We start from the raw sequence: 18,541 nt of genomic DNA, 5'->3' as shown, positions 1-18,541 counted from the left end.
TGTTACTCGACTTCTGCCATCGTGTTTAGGTAGGCCCGCTCGGAAATGTCCGTGTAGGCCCGGCTCTTCTCAAGATATTCCTGTTGGGATTTTACAATCTTTGCGGCTTGCTCATTGTTCGCTGCCGCTTCTTTCAGGAGTTTCTCGTTGGCCTCGTGCATGGCCTGGAAGATTTCCTCAGGGAATTTCTTGATCTGTACGTTCGGGTACTCTTCCTTGATGTTGGCCCAGGCTTCTGCGTTTGCGTGCTGAGAGTGAACCAGCATGTCGTAGGAGGCTGTGCGCATGGCGACGCGCATGATTTCACGAAGGTCGGCTGGCAGTTCTTCCCATACCTTCTTGTTCACCAGGAACTGCAGCTCCGTGGCGGGCTCGTGCCAGCCAGTGTAGTAATAGTCCGCAATTTGCTGGAAACCGAGACGCAGATCCAGGGAAGGACCAACCCACTCAACCGCGTCAATGGTGTTGCGTTCCAGGGCTGTGTAAAGCTCGCCCGGTGGGATGTTGGTCGGATTAACGCCTACTTCTGCAAACACCTCACCGGCGAAGCCAGGAATACGCATCTTCAGGCCCTGCAGGTCTTCGAGAGTGTTGATTTCCTTGCGAAACCAGCCGCCCATCTGAACGCCGGTGTTGCCACCCGGGAACGACAGCATGTTGTGGGGTTCGTAAACCTCCTGCATCAGTTCCATACCACCGCCGTGGTAGAACCAGGCGTATTGTTCCATCGCGTTCATGCCGAAAGGCATGCTTGTGAAGAACAGGGTGTTGGGTACTTTGCCTTTCCAGTAGTAGGACGCGGAATGACCCATGTCGTACTGGCCGGCCTTGACCATATCAAAGACACCGAAGGGCGCTTTGTGCTTGTTTGACGAGTCGATGCGGACCTTCAGGCGGCCGTCGGACATTTTTTCGACAGTTTCAGCGAACCGTTTGGTGGTGTCACCGAAAATCGGGAAGTTGGGCCCCCAGGTCTCGGCCAGGCGCAGGGTAAACGTGTCTTGAGCGAGGGCTTGTGTGGAAGCAAAGGTAGTTGCTACAGCCAGCACAGCCGCGGATAGAACAGAACGGATCTTCATTGCTCTTCTAGCCTCTTTTGTCGTTGTTGTGTTGAGAGCCTCTCCCTCTGTCTGGGAAAGTAACTCCTAATTCTAGTTCAAGTTATCAACAAACGTTAAGAAACGGAACGAAAAACCCGCCTCTGTACGACCTAGGTCTTACGACTTTCTCCCGCTGGTCAGCATGAGGTAATGTTCCCGGTCTAGAACAATCCGATCTGCTCACCCGCAGGACGCCTGAAGAGGTCGCTTCTAAGGGGCTCTGCCTGATGAAGGTTCAGGCCCAGTTGCCTTGCGCGCTTTGCGAAGCGCTGGCGGACAAGATCTGCGTAGGGGCCCGTTCCTGTCATTCTGCGCCCGAACTGGGCATCGTAACTTTTGCCACCCCGCAAATCGCGCATGCGATTCATCACATGACTCGCCCGGTCCGGAAAGTGCCGCTGCAACCAGTCCTGGAACAGTTCATCCAGTTCCAGCGGCAGGCGAAGCATGATCCAGCTTGCCCGTTCCGCACCTGCCTCTGCTGCGGCCCCCAGAATGCTCTCAATTTCATGATCGTTGATGAACGGGATAACCGGCCCCAGGATGATGCCCGTTGGTACGCCGGCAGCGGCCAGCTCACGGATGACTTTCAGGCGTGTCGCCGGCGCTGCAGTGCGAGGTTCCATCTGGCGCTTCAGGGTATTGTCCAGGGTGGTCAAGCTGACCCGAACGGAACACAGGCCCTGATGTGCCAGTTCTGACAGCAGGTCCAGATCCCGCAGAATCAGTGCCCCCTTGGTGATAATGGACACCGGATGGCGATACTCGACCAACACCTTGAGGACGTCGCGGGTAATTTCCCGATGCTTCTCAACCGGCTGATAGGCATCGGTGTTCACGCCAAGGGCAATTGGCGACACACGGTAGCCGGGTTTATCGAGCTCCCTTCGAAGCTGTTCCGCAGCATTGGGTTTGGCGATCAGCCGGGTTTCGAAGTCCAGCCCCGGCGACATGTCCCAGTACGCATGGGTAGGCCGGGCAAAGCAGTATATGCACGCATGCTCGCAACCTCGGTACGGATTTATGGACTGGTCGAACGGCACATCCGGCGACTGGTTCCGGCTGATAATCGTACGCACCTGTTCATCCACCACTTCGGTTGCCAGTGAGTCCGGGCAGGTATCGTCAGCGGGGTCCTGATACCAGCCATCATCGTATTGGCGGTCCGTCACTATGGGCTGGAAACGATTCTGTGGATTGAGCGGCGTCGCGCGCGTTTTCATCATCGGGTCCCATAATGCTGTATGTATGTACAGTTTAAGTCGGTAGGGTGAGAGCTGGCAACAGGAAGCAGGTAACGTTGTTTTAAGAAGGGTAGAAGCACACGTCAACGTCTGAGTTTCCGTTCTGGACCGATCTTAGTACGTTTTCGGGGTATTGGTTGTGAAAGGGGGTGTGCGGAGAAGTCGACTTTTTTCGCTAACAAGTTGTGGCATCATCGCCATGCTTTAATGTAAGTGGTATGGAGCATTAGGTTGAAAAATAATAAAAATTTTCTTATCTGGGTTCTGGTTTTCTTCTTGGTCGGATGTACTAGGAATCAAATTTTTCCAAATGATTGCATCGACTTGGAGCGATTAGGGACCAAAGGAGAGGAGGTTGTAGTAAGGCACCTTCATACTCGAATCCTCGCCGTTAGCAATGAGTACTATATATACCCTGTCGAGGCCAGAGATAACGGTATCGAAGGCACGGTAGAGCTCCTCGTAAGTGTCAGTAAGCAAGGTAAAATTGACGATGTTTCGATCCATGACAGTTCTGGGCACAAGGCCTTGGATGAAGCGGCTATGTTGCTAGGGAGCAAGCTCAAGTCTCATTTCCAGGAACGACCTCTGCTTAAAGAAGGTCGATGTTTCTCAAAAAAAAGCCAATTTGTGCAGCCTGTTAGGTATGCACTGTCTGAGAGACTCATTGGCGATGGCGATGCGCCAAAGGTCGAAAAGCCGGACGAGGCAAGAAGATTAATAGAGGTTGATGACGATACGTATAATTCAAGATTCACTTATTAGGTCCAAATGTGACCTGGGTGCCCGTCTCGGGTATACCCCGAGGGTCAGAATTGACAGGTACCCCATGTATGTCTGATCTCTAACTCTCCTGACGCGAGTCCTTGGGTTCATCAAACATCATCCATCATGCCAATCTGCCTCGCCAGCCGCATGGCTTCGTTCTCCTCCATGGCGCGTAGGGATTCGGCGAGTTCTTTCGCTTCCGGAATCTCGGCCTTGCCGGCCAGGCTGTCATACAGGTCGATCAGCTGATCATGGAAGTCGAACACCTCACGAACAATGCTGTCGAAGTCGAGACTGGCGTAATGATCATCGCAGGTGCGGTGGGTTTTGATGGCCTTGTGTTCGTCGTTCAGGTAGTCGTAGAGTCTTGTTTTCAGAGCCTTTGAATCGGCCTGTTTCTCGAACTCTGCCGTGATGCGCTCGAGTTCGGCCTCATGGTCCGACAGATACGTCAGCAGTGCCCGGGCTCGCTCCTCCTTGTTCTTTGTTGAGCACTCCGACAAACATCGGGACAGGTGGGCGTGGAGCTCGCGAGCCCACTCAATCAGGTCTTCAAAGCTTTTAATGTCCATTTGCCAGGCTCCTTATCCACATGGGTAATCGGAGAGCGGATGTGAATCGTCACTGCTCATTACTACTCATCACTACATCATCAGTACGAGAAGTCTAGCCGACATTGCTAAACTTGTCCGGTGACCCCCACGGCCTGATGAGATACCCTCTGGACGGTAAACCATCTGTGTACTCGCGAAATGGAAACGCCCATGGCAGAGCAACCCCCACTGGGAATCATTGAAGGCTTCTATGGCCCTTTGTGGAGCTGGGAAGAGCGTCGGCAGCTGGTTGCGGCACTGGCTCCCCATGGTTATCGGAACTATTGGTACGCACCCAAGGCGGATGCTTTTCTCAGGCGCCGGTGGAACGAGCCGCATCCGCAAGCGGAGGCCGATGAGCTGGCTGATTTCGCCCGGTTTTGTGGCAGTCACGGAGTCCGGTTCGGCATTGGCCTGAGCCCGTTCGAGGTGTTCAACAATTTCGATGACTCGGCGAAAACCGCGCTGACGCAAAAGCTGGCAGCGTTTGATCAGTTGGGTATCACCGATCTGGCGATCCTGTTTGATGACATGAAAAGCGATACACCGGAACTGGCGGCCAGACAGGCGGAGATCATTCACTGGGTGGCAGAACGCAGTACAGCGGACCAACTGACCGTCTGCCCCAGCTACTACTCCGATGATCCGGTGCTGGACCGGGTGTTTGGTCCTCGTCCCGAGCATTACCTGGAAGATCTAGGCAAGGCACTGGACCCGTCAGTGCAGGTGTTCTGGACGGGCGAGGAGGTGTGTTCGCGGGAGATATCGCCGGGCCACCTGCAGCGTGTTTCAGAAGCGCTGGGGCGCAAGCCGGTGCTGTGGGATAACTACCCGGTGAACGACGGTGATCGTATGTCCCGGCATCTTCACCTGCGGGCATTCACCGGCCGGCCGGCGGCCAACGGCCCGTACCTCTCGGGCCACGCCATTAATCCCGCGTTACAGCCAACGCTCACTGCGATTCCGGCCATCACCCTGGCCCGTAGCTATGAACAGGGGCCCGGCTACCAGTATGGCAAGGCCTTCCAACTGGCCGCCGAGGAAGTGTTGGGCAAAGAGTTGGCGCAGCAGGTACAGGCCGATCTGCTCCTGTTGCAGGATGCCGGCTTGCACAGGCTCAGTACCGAACGCCATCAGGCGCTGACGGAATGTTATGGCCACTTTGATCACCCGGCCGCCAGGGAAATCCTGCATTGGCTGGCTGGCCGCTATCAGGTTACCGATGAAATGGTGCAGACCCAGTAACTGGCGGCAGTCGCCTAATTTAGATAATACTCAACCGTAGTCACTACCCTAACGGTTTTTATCGGCTGCTGGCCCTCGCTGACGCCGGGGGCCTGGTCGCGGGCCAGGATCTGGAACACGCCCTGATTGGCGCGGCGCAGGTTCCCCAATTCAGTTTTTGCATCCCTGGCAAACTGTGCGGCGGCCTCGCGGGCGGCGGCGGTGGCCTCGGCAATCATCTCGGGTTTGATGTCGTTCAACCGGTTAAACAGGTAAGTCGGCCCGCCTGGGCCATAATCGGATGACAGAATGACGCCGGAATCCACCAGTTCACTGACAGACTGCGCGGCCTGGCGAATGCGATCGATGTCGTCGCTGCGAACCATCAGGGTCTGGTTGATGATGAACTTCTGGCCGTTGCTTTCCTGGTAGGGATTGGCGCGGGTGTCCGTAACGTCCAGGCGTTGCAGTTCCACTGCGTCTGTGTCGATGGCTTGCAGCTTGAGGAAGGCCATAATGGCTTCGCGGCTGCTGCGGGCCTTCTCGCGGGCTTCGTCCAGGCTGTTGCCGGTAGCGACGAAACGCAGGGGCCAGAGTGCGAGGTCCGCCTGCACCTCCCGTTCCGCAACGCCCTTGACGGTGACGAACCGGTCTCCGGTGCGTAGCCCGGTCAGGCCGTTGGCGATGAGTGACGCGGAAACAATGGCGGCAATCGCCAGGATCAGGGTAGACAGAATTTTCATCACGGCGTCCTTGTGTGTGGATCTGGCGGATACCATCGCCGCAAATACCGGGGGCGTCAAGCGCCCCCGGAGGGGAGGTCTGCTAAGAGGAGGCGGTTGCCACCTCGGCCTTGCCGGTCTTGATCATGGCGTAGCCAAACCCGATTACCAGCGAACCGATGGCAATGGCGGCCACATAGGGCAGTACTGTGCTTACCGCGTTGGGAATGGCGAGCACGAACAGACCGCCATGGGGTGCCATGAGCTTGACAGTGAACAGCATGGACAGGGCGCCCGTGATGGCGCCCCCCACCATGCACACCGGAATCACGCGCAGTGGGTCTTTGGCCATGAAGGGGATCGCACCTTCGGAGATAAAGCACAGCCCCAGTACGAAGGAGGCCCGCCCGGCCTGCCGTTCGGCCTCTGCAAACTTGGCGCGGGCAATAAAGCTCGCCACACCCATGCCGATGGCGGGCACCATGCCCGCGGCCATGATCGCCGCCATGGGGGCCGAACCACCGCTGCCTTCCGAGAGTAAACCGACACCGAAGGTATAGGCGGCCTTGTTCACCGGCCCACCCAGGTCAAAGCACATCATGGCTCCGAGAATACCGCCCAGCAGGATGGCGTTGGTGGTGCCCATGCCTTCCAGGAAGTTGGTCAGCCCATCCATCAGGGCGGCGGCGGGTTCGCCGATCACGTAGATCATGGCCAGGCCGGTGACCAGGCTGGCCAGCAGCGGAATGATCAGGATGGGTTTGAGGGATTCGATGCTCTCGGGCATTGGCAGCTTCTGGCTGATGAAACGGGCGACGTAGCCCGCCAGGAAGCCCGCGATGATGCCGCCCAGGAAGCCTGCGCCAAGGGTGCTGGCCAGGTAGCCGCCAATCATTCCCGGCGCCAGGCCCGGCCGGTCGGCGATGGACCAGGCGATATAGCCGGCCAACAGGGGAATCATCAACTGGAAGGCGGTGCCGCCGCCGATCTGCATCAACGCGGCTGCCAGGGTGCCCTCCTCTTCAAACGCGTCAATGCCGAACACGAATGACAGGGCGATCAGCAGGCCGCCGGCTACCACCATGGGCAGCATGAAGGATACGCCCGTCAGCAAATGCTTGTAGGGGCCGCGTTTCTCGCCACCACCTCCTGAGGTCGCTTTTTTCTGGCCTTCCTCGACAGAGGCATTGGTCATGGCGTCATCAATGGTGGGCCCCGGTTTTTTCAGGGCGCTGCTGGTGGACGTGCGCCAAAGCCGCTTGCCGGCAAAACGGCTGGGGTCGACTTCGATATCACAGGCCAGGATCACCAGATCCGCCGCCTCGATTTCCTCGGCGGTCAGCGGATCCTGGGCACCCACGGAGCCCTGGGTTTCCACGCGGATCTGATGGCCAGCCGCGGTCGCGGCGGCGGTCAGGGCTTCTGCCGCCATAAACGTGTGGGCGACACCGGTGGGGCAGGCGGTGACGGCGACAATGCGTTTGCCTGCGCTACCTGAGGTGGCAGGCTCGGGCTGTGAAGCCTCTGTTGGTTGATAGGGCTCGGCCTGCTTTTCGGCCTGGTCCAGAATCGACGCGGGATCGGGCAGGGCGGCCGTTACCGGGACCTGATAGAGGCGTTTGCCGGCGTAGGCGTTCAGGTCCGTTGGTGTTCCTGTTGCGGCAACGACCAGGTCCGCCGAGGCGATGACATCCTCGGGCAGGGACGACAGTGGTTGCTGCGGGCTGCGAATGTCTGTTCTGGCTTCCCAGCCCTTTTGCTGCGCGGCCCTTTCCAGGGCCCGGGCCGCCAGGAAGCTGGTGGCCACGCCCTGAGGGCAGGCGGTTACAATGATCAGTTTCATGATGGCATCTCCCCATTGTTGTTGTGCCCGGGTCAGGGGGTAAAGAGATTGACGCGGGTTTGCTGAATCAGTTGGATAAAGTCGTCGGCCATTGGATCGCCAACGCCAATGTGTCGAACGCACTCGGCCGACAGCGCGGTGGCGGTTGACAGCACCTGTTCCGGGTGATGACGTTCGAGCAAGCCGTGAATCATTCCGGCCAGCAAAGTGTCGCCGGCGCAGACCGTGCTCGTGGCGGTCACGGGCGGTGGCAACGCCTGCCAGTTGCCCTTCGGCGACAGCCAGAGCACGCCTTTCTCGCCCATGGAAATCACCACATTGGCGATGCCGGTGGCCTGAAGTGAGCGGCCTGCCTCGGCGATGGCGTCCAGGCTCTCCAAAGGGTGCCCGGCCCATTCGGCCAGCTCTTCCGTATTGGGCTTGATGCCGTCTGGCAGCGCCTTAAGCCCGGCTGTGAGGCCTGCGCCGCTGGTATCCAGCCACACCGGGATGTCTGCTTCGCGAGCCAGGGTGACCAGTTCCGCCAGTGCCTCGGGCGGAAAGCCGCCGGGCAGGCTGCCAGCAATGGCAACGGCATCGAACCTGTTCTTCAAGTTACCCAGGCGTGCCTTTAATCGGTCCAGGGCATCCGCGGGTACGTCAAATCCGGGCCCGTTCAGATCGGTCACACGACCATCGCCCTCGGCAATTTTCACGTTGATGCGATTCTGCCCGGGGATGCGGACAAAGTGGTCTGCCAGGATGTCAGACGAGAACAGGCGGTCGAAGGGCGCGGCGTTGATGTCTCCCAGCAGTCCGGACACGGTCACGGTATGGCCGAGGCGTGACAGCACACGGCCCAGGTTAATGCCTTTGCCGGCAGCCTCCAGACGTGTGGACCGAGAGCGGTTCACGTTACCCAGCCGGATTGAGTCGGTCTCGGCATTTAGGTCCAGCGCCGGGTTCAGGGTGATGGTGAGTACCCGGGCCATTACAGTGTCTCCAGGGCGTCGCGCACTTCGGCTGCGGTGGCCTTGCCCAGCGCCAGTTTCGCCTGTTCACGGGCGTGTTCGCGGCTAAGCCCGCGGATACAGGCTTTGACCAGTGGCACTCGCCGGCTGGTCACCGACAGCTCGTCCACATCCAGGCCCAGCAGTACCGGAATAGCCTGTGGGTCGGAGGCCAGCTCGCCACAGATACCCACCCAGCGTTGGTGAGCATGGGCGGCTTCGACGGTCATGCGGATCAGTTGCAGTACCGAGGGGTGCAACCCGTCGGACTCGGCCGAAAGCTGGCCGTGGCCACGGTCGATAGCCAGGGTGTACTGGGTGAGGTCATTGGTGCCTACCGAGAAGAAATCCACTTCCGGTGCCAGGGTGTGGGCCAACAGGGCACAGGAGGGCACTTCAATCATCACGCCCACCTGCAGGCCCTGGCAGGGAATCTCGGCGCGGACCCGTTCGACGATGGCCTTGGCCGCGCGAAACTCTTCCAGGTCCTTGACCATGGGAAACATGATTCGCAGTGGGCGGTTGTCGGCAGCCGTCAGCAGCGCGCGCACCTGGGTTTCGAGGATTTCCGGTCGGGTCAGCGACAGGCGAATACCGCGCAGCCCAAGGAAGGGGTTGTCCTCGTGGGGAAGGGGCCAGTAATCCAGGGGCTTGTCACCACCCACATCGAGGGTGCGTGCGACCAGTGGCAGGCCGTTGAGGGCGTCGAAGGCATGGCGATATTCCTTCACCTGGGTGTCCAGGTCAGGCGCGTCCGGATGCTCCATGAAAATGAATTCGGTACGCAGCAGGCCAATGCCATCGGCGCCCCGGTCGACAGCATCCGGGGTGTGGGCGGTGTTGCCAAGGTTGGCGCATACGTCGATGGTGTGGCCATCGGTGGTGGTGGCTGGCTCGTTCCGGCACTCGTGGGCGTCCGCCTGCAGGCGGGTGAGTTGGTCCAGGCGACGGTCAATGCGGTCGCGGCGCTCGGCGCTGGGATTGGGCACCAGGCAGCCGCGTTCGCCGTCGACCACCAGGTTCGTTCCGTTGCTGATGGTCAGGATACGGTCACCAGCCCCGACCACGGCTGGGAGCCCCAGCGCCCGAGCCAAGATGGCGCTGTGGGATGTGGCGCCACCACGGGCCGTGATCAGGCCGCGAACGCGTTGGGTGTCCAGCCTTGCCACATCGGAAGGGCCCAGGTCGTCCGCCACCAGTACATAGGGTTCGTCCGGCGGTGTCGGCATGGCCACCCCGCAGAGGTTGGCCAGCACGCGCCGGCCAACATCCCGCAAATCTGCCGCCCGTTCGGCCAGAAGCCGGTCTGCCAGTGCTTCCTGGGCACGCGCGGCGGTATCAATGGCGAGCCACCAGCCGGCTTCGGCGGACGCGCCTTCGTTGATGGCTTCCAGGGCGGCCTGGTAGAGATCGTCATCCTGGAGCATTTCCACATGCACCGACAGAATCGGTGCTGCCTCACCGCCTTCGGCCTGGCGAATCAGCGTGCGCAGTTGTCCGTCGGCCTCGTCGATGGCCCGGCCCAGTCGGCTGGTCTGTTCACCGGCATCGCTGGCGGTGGCGGGGTAGTCCAATGTCGGCTGGCGCATGACGAAGGCGGGTGCCAGAGCCAGGCCCGGTGAGGCGGCGACCGCTTTCAGCGGTTCGTCATCGGCCAGAGGTTCGGGTTCCGGCTCGGCAGGCGCCGGCTGGCTCTGTTGTTGTCGAAGCGGGGAGACGGTTTCTCCGAGCCCGTCATTGATGGCCTGGCAAACGGCTTCTACCGCCTGTTCCGCATCGTCGCCGGTTGCGGATATGATCAGGGTTTGCCCCCTGCGGGCACCGAGGCCGATGATCCGGGTGAGACTGGTCGCCGATACCGAATTGCCATCGCCGTCCTTCAGGCGGATGCGAATGTCTGCCTTGTGCTGACGGGCTTCCTGTACCAGTTGTTTGGCGGGCCGGGCGTGTAGGCCATGGGTATTCAGCAGGCGCACCCGGTCGCTGACCGCATTGGCCTGCTCACCGGAAAGCCGGGAAAGTACAGCATCCACGGACTGGCTTTCCAGGGGGATGTTCTGGGCCAGGAAATTATCGATACGTTCCAGCAATTCGCGGCAGTCGTCGCCAGGGCCCGCCAGGCAGAAAACGCCAGCGAGGTCGTCACGGGGTTCTTTGGGTGTTGCCAGTGCCAGCGCAGGTCGGATACTGCCAACGCTGTGGTGAACCAGCCAAAACCCCTGGCCCAGACCGACGGGTGGCTGGCTGACAATTTCCTTCATAAAGCTGGCGTCGACACAGCCCAGCCCCTGCAGCCTGGCCGCAGCGCTGATGGCCAGTTCGCTGGTGGCCCGGGTGTTAACGCCCAGGCACAGGGTCTGAGCGTCGCATTTTGGCACCACTGGCTCCTTCGACAATAGGGATACCAGCGCCTCGGTGTCATCGGCCTCGGCCAGTTTCCGTGACAGGCCGGGTTTGTCCAGTACGCGGGTCAGGTGGCGCAGGATATCCAGATGCTCATCCGACTGGGCCGCAATGGCGACCAACACATACACAGTGGCGTTGTCATGCCAGGTAACGCCGCCAGGAAACTGCAGCACGCGGATGCCGGTGCTGGTGACCGCCTCGCGGCTTTCCGGTGTGCCGTGGGGGATGGCAATGCCGTTGCCAAGGACGGTGGAGGACTGTTGCTCCCTGGCCAGCATGCCCGCGTGGTAGTCGGGAGTGGTCCGGCCTGCATCCTGCAGTTCCTGGCTGGCCTGGTTCAGGGCATCCTGCCAGTCGGTTGCAGTGCAGCCCAGGCGGATATCATTGGCTGTTAGCGTCAGCATGTGGGGAGCCTCGCCTTGTTGTTGTGAATACCATTAAAATCTGGGTTGCTGAATCGTGTCAGCAAACATAGAATGAATCATGAAACAGATATGATCAGAAATCAAGCAATCTGTGCCCAGGAGGACTCGGCCCCATGACCCTTGCAGAACTTGCCCGCCTGGCGGGGGTGTCCCGCACCACCGCCAGCTACGTGATCAATGGCCAGGGGCCGGCCCGCCGGATCAAGCCGGCGACTATCGAAAAGGTGATGGCGGTTGCGCGGGACAACCACTTCCAGATAGACCCGCAAGCCGCGTCGCTGCGTGGTGGGGCCAGCCGCACCCTGGGGTTTATCCTGCCGGACCTGGAGAACGCCAGTTACGCCCGCCTGGCCAAATTGCTGGAGCAGGGTGCCCGTGCCCGGGGCTATCAATTGCTGATTGCCGGCTCCGGAGATGACCCGGATACCGAGCGCGAGCTGGCACGTTCTCTCAAGGCAAGGCGATGCGATGCCCTGATCGTTGCGAGTGCCCTGCCACCGAATGACCCCTTCTACCAAGAGTTGCAGGAGGAAGACCTGCCGGTGATCGCGGTGGACCGATCGCAATCACCGGGTGTGATCAGTTGCGTGGTCAGCGACAATCGCAAGGGCGCAGCCACACTGGCCCGTTCAGTGCTGGAGCCGGGCACCGGGTCGGTGGTCTGGCTTGATGCGGTGCCGGCGCTGGCGATGACACGGGAGCGCCGCGAGGGCTTTGAGGCGGTGGCTCGGAGTCGCAGTGGACAATGGGCGGTCTACAGTGGTGAACACTATGACCGAGCCTCCGGCGCCCGACTGATGCAGCAGGTGCTGGCGGATCAGGGGCTTCCGGATGCGTTGATTACCGCCTCGTACACCCTCTTGCAAGGGGTGCTCGACGTGCTGCTGGAGCAGCCGGGAGGCTTGCCGCAGTCCCTCAGAATGGCTACCTTCGGAGATGACCGGCTGCTGGATTTCCTGCCGGTCAAGGTTCACTCGTTACCCCAAAAACACGAAGCCATTGCCGAGGCAACGCTGGACCGGGCGCTGGCTGCCATCGCAGGTCACGGCGAGCCGGAAACCGTTATTATCAACCGCTCGCTGAAGCGGCGACGCTGAGGCAATGGCCGGGAGGTTTCCATGGCACAGGTTGAACTGAACGGAAAAACTGTGGAATGCGTTCGTGGCGACATCACCCGCCAGGATGATCTGGAAGCAGTCGTTAATGCCGCCAATGCCCAATTGATGTCCGGGGGCGGTGTCGCAGGCGCGCTCCATGCTGCGGCAGGGCCAGGGCTGGCTGAAGAGTGCCGGCCCATGGCGCCGATCCGCCCGGGTGAGGCGGTGATTTCAGGGGCGCATAACCTGCCAAACCAGTACGTCGTCCACTGCCTGGGGCCCGTTTACGGTGTGGATGAACCTTCCGATCACTGGCTGGCGGAATGCTATCGCAATGCCCTTGAGTTGGCAGACAGTAAAGCAATTGAATCCATAGCGTTTCCCGCCATTTCGGCAGGGGCTTTCGGTTACCCGGTGGAAGGGGCTGCAGAGGTTGCCATGGCGACGGTCAGGCAGGTATTGCCGCGTCTGGGAAGGGTTAGGTATGTGCGCTTCGTGCTTTTCAGCGCAGCGGACGAGGCGGTTTTTTCCCGCGCCATGGGGGCGGCTTTCGCCAAGGCTGGTGAGGCTTAGTCGCAGGTTGTTTCTGGCACCTTCCGGAATGCATCCATCATCGATTCGTGTCCCCGTGCTTCGTCCCGGTACTCCGGGGGCAGCGGTAGCAGGAAGTAGAGATAGTCGCCCTTGTTTTGGTTACCGGTGAGCGGTAGTTCGTCGCCGTCGGGCTGTGCTTCCATAAAAACCGGGCTTATAACCGCTACAGACAGCTCGGGGTTTCGCTGCAAAAGGGCCTCTACCGTGCCCAGGCGCTCCTCGCTGTGAAAGGTGCCCGTCAGGTGAATGACCTGGTGCTCGGGGTGGCGTTCCCTTGCGGCCAGTATCCGGCTTGCCATGGTGTTGTCCCGCAGCAACTGGGCGTGATAAGTGTTCTGCAGTCGCTCATTGTCGGCGGTGCCATGCCGGCCGCCCATGGTGCCAAAGAATTTTTCCCGGTAGGCCGCGCTGCCTGCGAAGGGCGCGTCTGGGATGTGGCGCTTCCGAGCTGCGTTCAGGTCCGCCAGATACTCGGGCCCCTCGCGCCCCACGCAGCGAGCGATATCGCCCGGTGCGTTTGCGGCGATGACCGGCAGGCCCTGGCGCCGGGCAAATTCCACCAGCGGTCTGTAGGCGTATTGGTAGATAGGCCAGGCGCCGGCATCCTCGACCAGTTCCATTTCGCCAATGTCGCCGGCCAGGTAGCGGTCCAGCACCGGCTGCCGGTCCACCTCGAACTGTTCCATGGATAACACCTGTTCAGGGCGATGCTGGTACAGATGAGCCTGCAGGCGGGATTGGAGCAGGTGAGCGCCCTGGTGGCCGTGATATTCGCCAATCATGACCACATCCTGTTCCGCAAGCCGCTCGGCCAGTTGCGGTATGGAAACCGCCGTGCCGGATACGGCCTCGACCACGGGGGCATGATAGTGGGTTTGTGGTGGCGCCGGTTCCGGTGTTGGTGCCAGCAGGTAGCAGCCCGTCATTAGCGGGATGACAGCAAGTGACAATGTGATCGGCGCATGGGACATGAAAAACCGGCCAGTCTTGCAGCCGCTCAGGGCCGCGTTGGAGAACTTGATAGACATCTATACGATGCTGCGGATTGCGTAGCCAGTCAATTGTTCATGAACGAGCGTGCTATAAGGCACCGCTCCGGTTTTATTCCATACGTTCTGCGCTATGCTACCGACATTCCCCATCTTGCCAGAAGGACGATCATGATCCCCTTTCGTTTTGTTGACCGCGTGAAGTTCATCGTTGAGCGCCAACTCGTAAAAGGTGCGGGCTTTCAGTTGTTAGTGGTGGGTGTCTTTATAGGCATCATTTCGCTTGTTGGCGGGCTGCTGGTGATCCCCCTCGGAACGCCTTTTGAAGATGTCGGCGATGCCATCTGGTGGGCTTTTTTGCGGCTGACGGACCCGGGCTATCTCGGAGACGATGTGGGTAACTGGCAGCGGTTTGTGTCCACCATTCTCACCGTCAGCGGTTATGTGGTTTTCATGGGCACGCTGGTGGCGATCCTGACGCGCTGGTTGATCGCCAAGATGACCGACCTGGAGCGGGGGCTGACCCCGGTTACCCTGCGAAACCACATCGTAGTTCTGGGCTGGACCAGCCAGACCTTACCGCTGCTGGGCGAGTTGTTGGGGTCATCAGGGCGCATGCGCCGTTTCCTGGAAAAACGTGAAACCAACCGCTTACGCCTGGTGGTGCTTTCCGAGCATGCCTCGGCGGCCCAGGTGCATGAGTTGCGCGACGAGCCCGGTATCGGGCGCAAGTCTCGCCAGATCATCCTCCGTGCCGGCGCTGCCATTCAGCCGGATGCCTTGCAGAGGGTAGCCTGCCTGGATGCCGCGGCTGTCATAGTGCCCAGTGCCTCCCATCAGGCGGGCAGCCTGGTGACATCGGACGTGGAGACCGTGAAGGCGTTGCTGTCCATTGCTGCTCAGGCACGACACCTGGGGGCATCACTGCCCTTTGTCATTGCCGAGATACAGGATGTGCGCAAGCTCCCGGTGATTGAGCGCGCCTATCCCGGAGAGGTGGAGGTGGTTGCCGGCGATGCCACCATAAGCCGGCTAATGGTGCAGAACATCCTCCATCCGGGGTTGTCGGAAATTTACAACGAACTTCTGACCGCCGGTGAGGGTTGCGAAATCTACATCCGGGGTGGCGATGCCCTGGCGGGACTGTCCCTCGGAGAATTGGCCTCTCTGCGGCCCCAGGCAATTGTGCTGGGTATTCTGAAGCGGTCGGGCAAGGCCTGGATGGTGAGGATGCCGGCGTCGTCAGACACGGTGATTGAGGCCGGGGACCGGGTTGTCATGATGGCCAGGGACTACACCGAAACCGAGTCGGATTCGAAGGTGCCGCCGCTGCCGGTTATCACTCGAGGTGAACCCGCAAGCCGGGCTGTCTCGCTTTCAGGCGGGGTTCACCGGATTCTTGTGCTGGGATGGAATCGCCGGGTGCCAAGCCTGATCGATGAGTTTTCCAGCTACAGCCAACGGCGGTTCGAGGTGGATCTCGTTTCGGTAGTGCCTGCCAAGGAGCGGGAACAGGAAATTGACCGTTACCTGGGGGGGCAGCGGGACGTGATCTGCCGCCATATCGAAGCGGATTACATGGTGGAAGGCGAGTTGAGGCGGGTTGGGCCGCTCAACTATGACTCCATTATGTTGTTGAGCAGTGATCGTCTGGCGTCCGGCGAGGAAGCTGACGCCCGTGCCATGGTGGGTTACCTGCAACTGGAAGACCTGTTGAGTGAGGGTGATAGGCGCCCGCAACTGATCATGGAACTGAGCGACCCGGACAATCGAAATCTGTTAATGGGCCACCAGAGTGAAATGCTGATCAGCCCAATGATCATCAGTCACGTGCTTGCTCAGGTCGCCCTGCGGCGGGAGCTGAGGGTGGTGCTGGATGAGCTGTTTACGGTGGGCGGTGCTGAGGTGCAGTTCCGGGATCCCCAGGACTATCCTTTGCCTGCCAGCGCGGATTTTCAGGTACTGGAGAAAACGGTCGCTGCGGAAGGAGAAGTGGCGCTGGGCATATGGCGCGCGCAGCCCGACTCGTTGGGGCGGCATCTGGCGCTGAGCCCGCCACGGGACGAGTATCTTGACCTGAATAGCGCTGATCGGCTCGTTGTTCTTTGCAATGCGTGAGGGAAGATGTCTTCATTCATACAAAAAATGCCGAATATAGATAATATAAATTTCAATTATAAAATCAAAGCCACTAAAGTAACCCTCAATGTCAGCGGTCTGGTTATTTTTTGAACGGACGCTGGCTCGCTGAAGTCGCTTTTATGCTTCATAAAAGAGCACCTCAAACCTTAGAAACAGGACTGAGACCATGCCATACGCAAAAGACGTTGACGCCATCGCTTCCCTGCTGAAGCAAAACCCGACCTGGAACGCCATCAAGCCCGAGCACGCGGCCCGCATGCGCGCCCAGAACAAATTCAAGACTGGTCTGGACATCGCCAAGTTCACCGCGAAAATCATGCGCGAAGACATGGCGAACTACGACAAGGACACGGCTCAGTACACCCAGTCCCTGGGTTGCTGGCATGGCTTCATCGGTCAGCAGAAGCTGCTGTCCATCAAGAAGCACTTCGGTACCACCAAGCGTCGTTACCTGTACCTGTCTGGCTGGATGGTTGCGGCCCTGCGCTCCGAGTTTGGCCCGCTGCCTGACCAGTCCATGCACGAGAAGACCGCTGTATCTGGTCTGATCGAAGAACTGTACACCTTCCTGCGTCAGGCGGATGCCTGGGAACTGAACCACCTGTTCCGCGCCCTGGAAGAAGCTCAGAACGCTGGCGACAACGCCAAGGCTGACGAGCTGATCAAGCAGATCGACAATCACGAAACTCACGTTGTGCCGATCATCGCCGACATCGACGCTGGTTTCGGTAACGCCGAAGCAACGTACCTGCTGGCCAAGCAGATGATCGAAGCAGGCGCTTGCTGTATCCAGATCGAGAACCAGGTGTCCGACGAGAAGCAGTGTGGCCACCAGGACGGCAAAGTGACCGTTCCTCACGCCGACTTCCTGTCCAAGATCAACGCTGTACGTCTGGCTTTCCTTGAGCTGGGTGTGGACGACGGTGTGATCGTTGCCCGTACTGACTCCCTGGGCGCTGGCCTGACCCAGAAGATCGCTGTGACTGAAGAGCCGGGCGACCTGGGCGACCAGTACAACAGCTTCATCGACGGTGAAGTGATCGAGAAGGCTGAAGACATCAACAACGGCGACGTTGTGATCAAGCAGAAAGGTCAGCTGGTTCGTCCCAAGCGTCTGGCATCTGGCCTGTTCCAGTTCAAGCCTGGCACTGGCGAAGACCGTGTGGTTCTGGACTGTATCACCAGCCTGCAGAACGGTGCTGACCTGCTGTGGATCGAAACCGAGAAGCCCCACGTTGGCCAGATCGCTGCCATGGTTAACCGCATCAAGGAAGTGGTTCCCGATGCCAAGCTGGTTTACAACAACAGCCCGTCCTTCAACTGGACCCTGAACTTCCGTCAGCAGGTATTCGACGCGTGGAAAGAAGAAGGCAAGGACGTATCTGCCTACGAGCGCGCCGACCTGATGAATGCCAAGTACGACGAAACCGACCTTGGCAAGCTGGCCGACGAGTGGACTGCCAACTTCCAGCGTGACGGGTCACGTGAAGCCGGCATCTTCCACCACCTGATCACTCTGCCGACTTACCACACGGCTGCTCTGTCTACCGACAACCTGGCCAAGGGCTACTTCGGTGACGAAGGCATGCTGGCCTACGTTGCAGGCGTACAGCGTAAGGAAATCCGTCAGGGTATCGCGACTGTGAAGCACCAGGACATGGCCGGTTCCAACATCGGTGATGACCACAAAGAGTTCTTCGCGGGTGACGCAGCTCTGAAGGCTGGCGGTAAAGACAACACCATGAACCAGTTCTAAATAACGGTTCGGTTGTTGTTCCCGGGCTTGCCCGGGACCTGCCACAAAAAAAGCCCTGCCGGGATTCCGGCAGGGCTTTTGTCGTTTAAGGGGGTAAGGGCCATGGGGATAGGGAGTGGAATTCCTTAGTGGCGTTCACTCAGCTTCTTGCGGGTTTCCAGGCGACCTTCCCGACGGATTTCGGCGTTGTTGAAGCGGCGTTTCTCGTCGTCGGTTTCCGGCTCTACCGCAGGCACGTCCACGGGATTGTCGTTCTCGTCCAGCGCAACGAAAGTGAAAAATGCGGAAAGGATATGTCGGGATTCTCCGGTGTAGCTGTTTTCCGCTTCCACCCGAGCTCCGATTTCCATGGATGACCCCCAGCTGCGGTTCAGGGCAAGGCTGAACAGCAGGGTATCGTTGCCCTTGGCGGGCGCGCGGAAGTGAATGGAGTCCACCGCTGCCGTGACGCAGACATGGCCGGAGTGTCGTTCCGCCACCACCAGGGCCAGACGGTCGCACTTGGCCATAATCATGCCCCCGAACACCGTCTGATGTGCGTTCATGTCATTGGGAAAAACCTTGTAGACATGTTTGTCGATGGCAGAGGCCGCAACCGGCCTGGTGGGTCTGGATGGCATCGTGTGTGCTCCCTGTGATGAACGTATCG

Annotated in this window: 15 protein-coding genes; 6 read left to right on the top strand and 9 right to left on the bottom strand. The window is 59.7% G+C overall.

The window, feature by feature from the left end; all coding sequences use genetic code 11:
• Positions 1 to 2 precede the first annotated feature (2 nt).
• Positions 3 to 1,079 carry a TRAP transporter substrate-binding protein gene (locus AAGD24_RS17605; protein WP_036211050.1) on the bottom strand — a complete coding sequence of 359 codons (1,077 nt, stop codon included), beginning with the start codon at positions 1,077 to 1,079 and terminating at the stop codon, positions 3 to 5.
• Between the two features lie 182 nt (positions 1,080 to 1,261).
• A complete protein-coding gene (locus tag AAGD24_RS17600; protein ID WP_085678834.1) occupies positions 1,262 to 2,323 on the bottom strand; it encodes a PA0069 family radical SAM protein in 1,062 nt (353 codons plus the stop codon).
• A 252-nt stretch (positions 2,324 to 2,575) separates the two neighbouring features.
• Here AAGD24_RS17600 and AAGD24_RS17595 point away from each other — a divergent pair, with 252 nt between their 5' ends.
• Positions 2,576 to 3,109, top strand: a complete 534-nt coding sequence (locus AAGD24_RS17595; protein WP_228210073.1) for an energy transducer TonB — start codon at positions 2,576 to 2,578, stop codon at positions 3,107 to 3,109.
• A 110-nt stretch (positions 3,110 to 3,219) separates the two neighbouring features.
• Here AAGD24_RS17595 and AAGD24_RS17590 read toward each other — a convergent pair whose 3' ends face one another.
• Positions 3,220 to 3,684 carry a hypothetical protein gene (locus AAGD24_RS17590; protein ID WP_036210612.1) on the bottom strand — a complete coding sequence of 155 codons (465 nt, stop codon included), beginning with the start codon at positions 3,682 to 3,684 and terminating at the stop codon, positions 3,220 to 3,222.
• A gap of 192 nt (positions 3,685 to 3,876) precedes the next feature.
• On the opposite strand from AAGD24_RS17590, the gene AAGD24_RS17585 reads away from it, so the two are divergent.
• The gene (locus AAGD24_RS17585; protein WP_041332542.1) at positions 3,877 to 4,950 is read left to right on the top strand and encodes a beta-N-acetylglucosaminidase domain-containing protein; all 1,074 of its coding nucleotides are present in this window, start codon (positions 3,877 to 3,879) and stop codon (positions 4,948 to 4,950) included.
• A 14-nt stretch (positions 4,951 to 4,964) separates the two neighbouring features.
• Here AAGD24_RS17585 and AAGD24_RS17580 read toward each other — a convergent pair whose 3' ends face one another.
• The 4 genes from AAGD24_RS17580 to ptsP form a co-directional block, all read right to left on the bottom strand.
• Positions 4,965 to 5,672, bottom strand: coding sequence for an SIMPL domain-containing protein (locus AAGD24_RS17580; RefSeq protein ID WP_036210606.1), 708 nt, complete (start codon positions 5,670 to 5,672; stop codon positions 4,965 to 4,967).
• Between the two features lie 82 nt (positions 5,673 to 5,754).
• A complete protein-coding gene (locus AAGD24_RS17575; protein WP_228210074.1) occupies positions 5,755 to 7,494 on the bottom strand; it encodes a PTS fructose-like transporter subunit IIB in 1,740 nt (579 codons plus the stop codon).
• Between the two features lie 32 nt (positions 7,495 to 7,526).
• The gene (gene pfkB / locus AAGD24_RS17570) at positions 7,527 to 8,465 is read right to left on the bottom strand and encodes a 1-phosphofructokinase (RefSeq protein WP_228210075.1); all 939 of its coding nucleotides are present in this window, start codon (positions 8,463 to 8,465) and stop codon (positions 7,527 to 7,529) included.
• Entirely contained in the window at positions 8,465 to 11,293 is a 2,829-nt protein-coding gene (gene ptsP / locus AAGD24_RS17565) for a phosphoenolpyruvate--protein phosphotransferase (protein WP_228210076.1), read from the bottom strand. Before ptsP ends, pfkB begins: the two co-directional genes overlap by 1 nt.
• Positions 11,294 to 11,427: 134 nt before the next feature.
• Here ptsP and cra point away from each other — a divergent pair, with 134 nt between their 5' ends.
• Positions 11,428 to 12,411, top strand: coding sequence for a catabolite repressor/activator (gene cra, locus AAGD24_RS17560; protein WP_085678849.1), 984 nt, complete (start codon positions 11,428 to 11,430; stop codon positions 12,409 to 12,411).
• A gap of 21 nt (positions 12,412 to 12,432) precedes the next feature.
• Positions 12,433 to 12,984: a macro domain-containing protein gene (locus tag AAGD24_RS17555; protein ID WP_075194252.1), complete on the top strand. Its 552-nt coding sequence runs from the start codon at positions 12,433 to 12,435 to the stop codon at positions 12,982 to 12,984.
• On the opposite strand, the gene AAGD24_RS17550 is transcribed toward AAGD24_RS17555, so the two are convergent.
• Positions 12,981 to 14,033: a ChaN family lipoprotein gene (locus AAGD24_RS17550; protein ID WP_228210077.1), complete on the bottom strand. Its 1,053-nt coding sequence runs from the start codon at positions 14,031 to 14,033 to the stop codon at positions 12,981 to 12,983. The genes AAGD24_RS17555 and AAGD24_RS17550 overlap by 4 nt on opposite strands.
• A gap of 132 nt (positions 14,034 to 14,165) precedes the next feature.
• On the opposite strand from AAGD24_RS17550, the gene AAGD24_RS17545 reads away from it, so the two are divergent.
• Both AAGD24_RS17545 and AAGD24_RS17540 read left to right on the top strand, forming a co-directional pair.
• Positions 14,166 to 16,112: an ion channel DMI1 gene (locus AAGD24_RS17545; RefSeq protein WP_036210587.1), complete on the top strand. Its 1,947-nt coding sequence runs from the start codon at positions 14,166 to 14,168 to the stop codon at positions 16,110 to 16,112.
• 190 nt (positions 16,113 to 16,302) lie between these two features.
• Positions 16,303 to 17,892: an isocitrate lyase gene (locus tag AAGD24_RS17540; protein WP_007154178.1), complete on the top strand. Its 1,590-nt coding sequence runs from the start codon at positions 16,303 to 16,305 to the stop codon at positions 17,890 to 17,892.
• A 125-nt stretch (positions 17,893 to 18,017) separates the two neighbouring features.
• Here the strand turns inward: AAGD24_RS17540 and AAGD24_RS17535 are convergent, their stop codons facing one another.
• A complete protein-coding gene (locus tag AAGD24_RS17535; protein ID WP_036210582.1) occupies positions 18,018 to 18,512 on the bottom strand; it encodes an acyl-CoA thioesterase in 495 nt (164 codons plus the stop codon).
• Positions 18,513 to 18,541 lie beyond the last annotated feature (29 nt).

This window comes from Marinobacter sp. M5B (assembly GCF_042604615.1).
GTDB classification, from domain to species: Bacteria; Pseudomonadota; Gammaproteobacteria; order Pseudomonadales; family Oleiphilaceae; genus Marinobacter; species Marinobacter salarius.
This window is presented reverse-complemented; position numbering and strand designations above follow the sequence as displayed.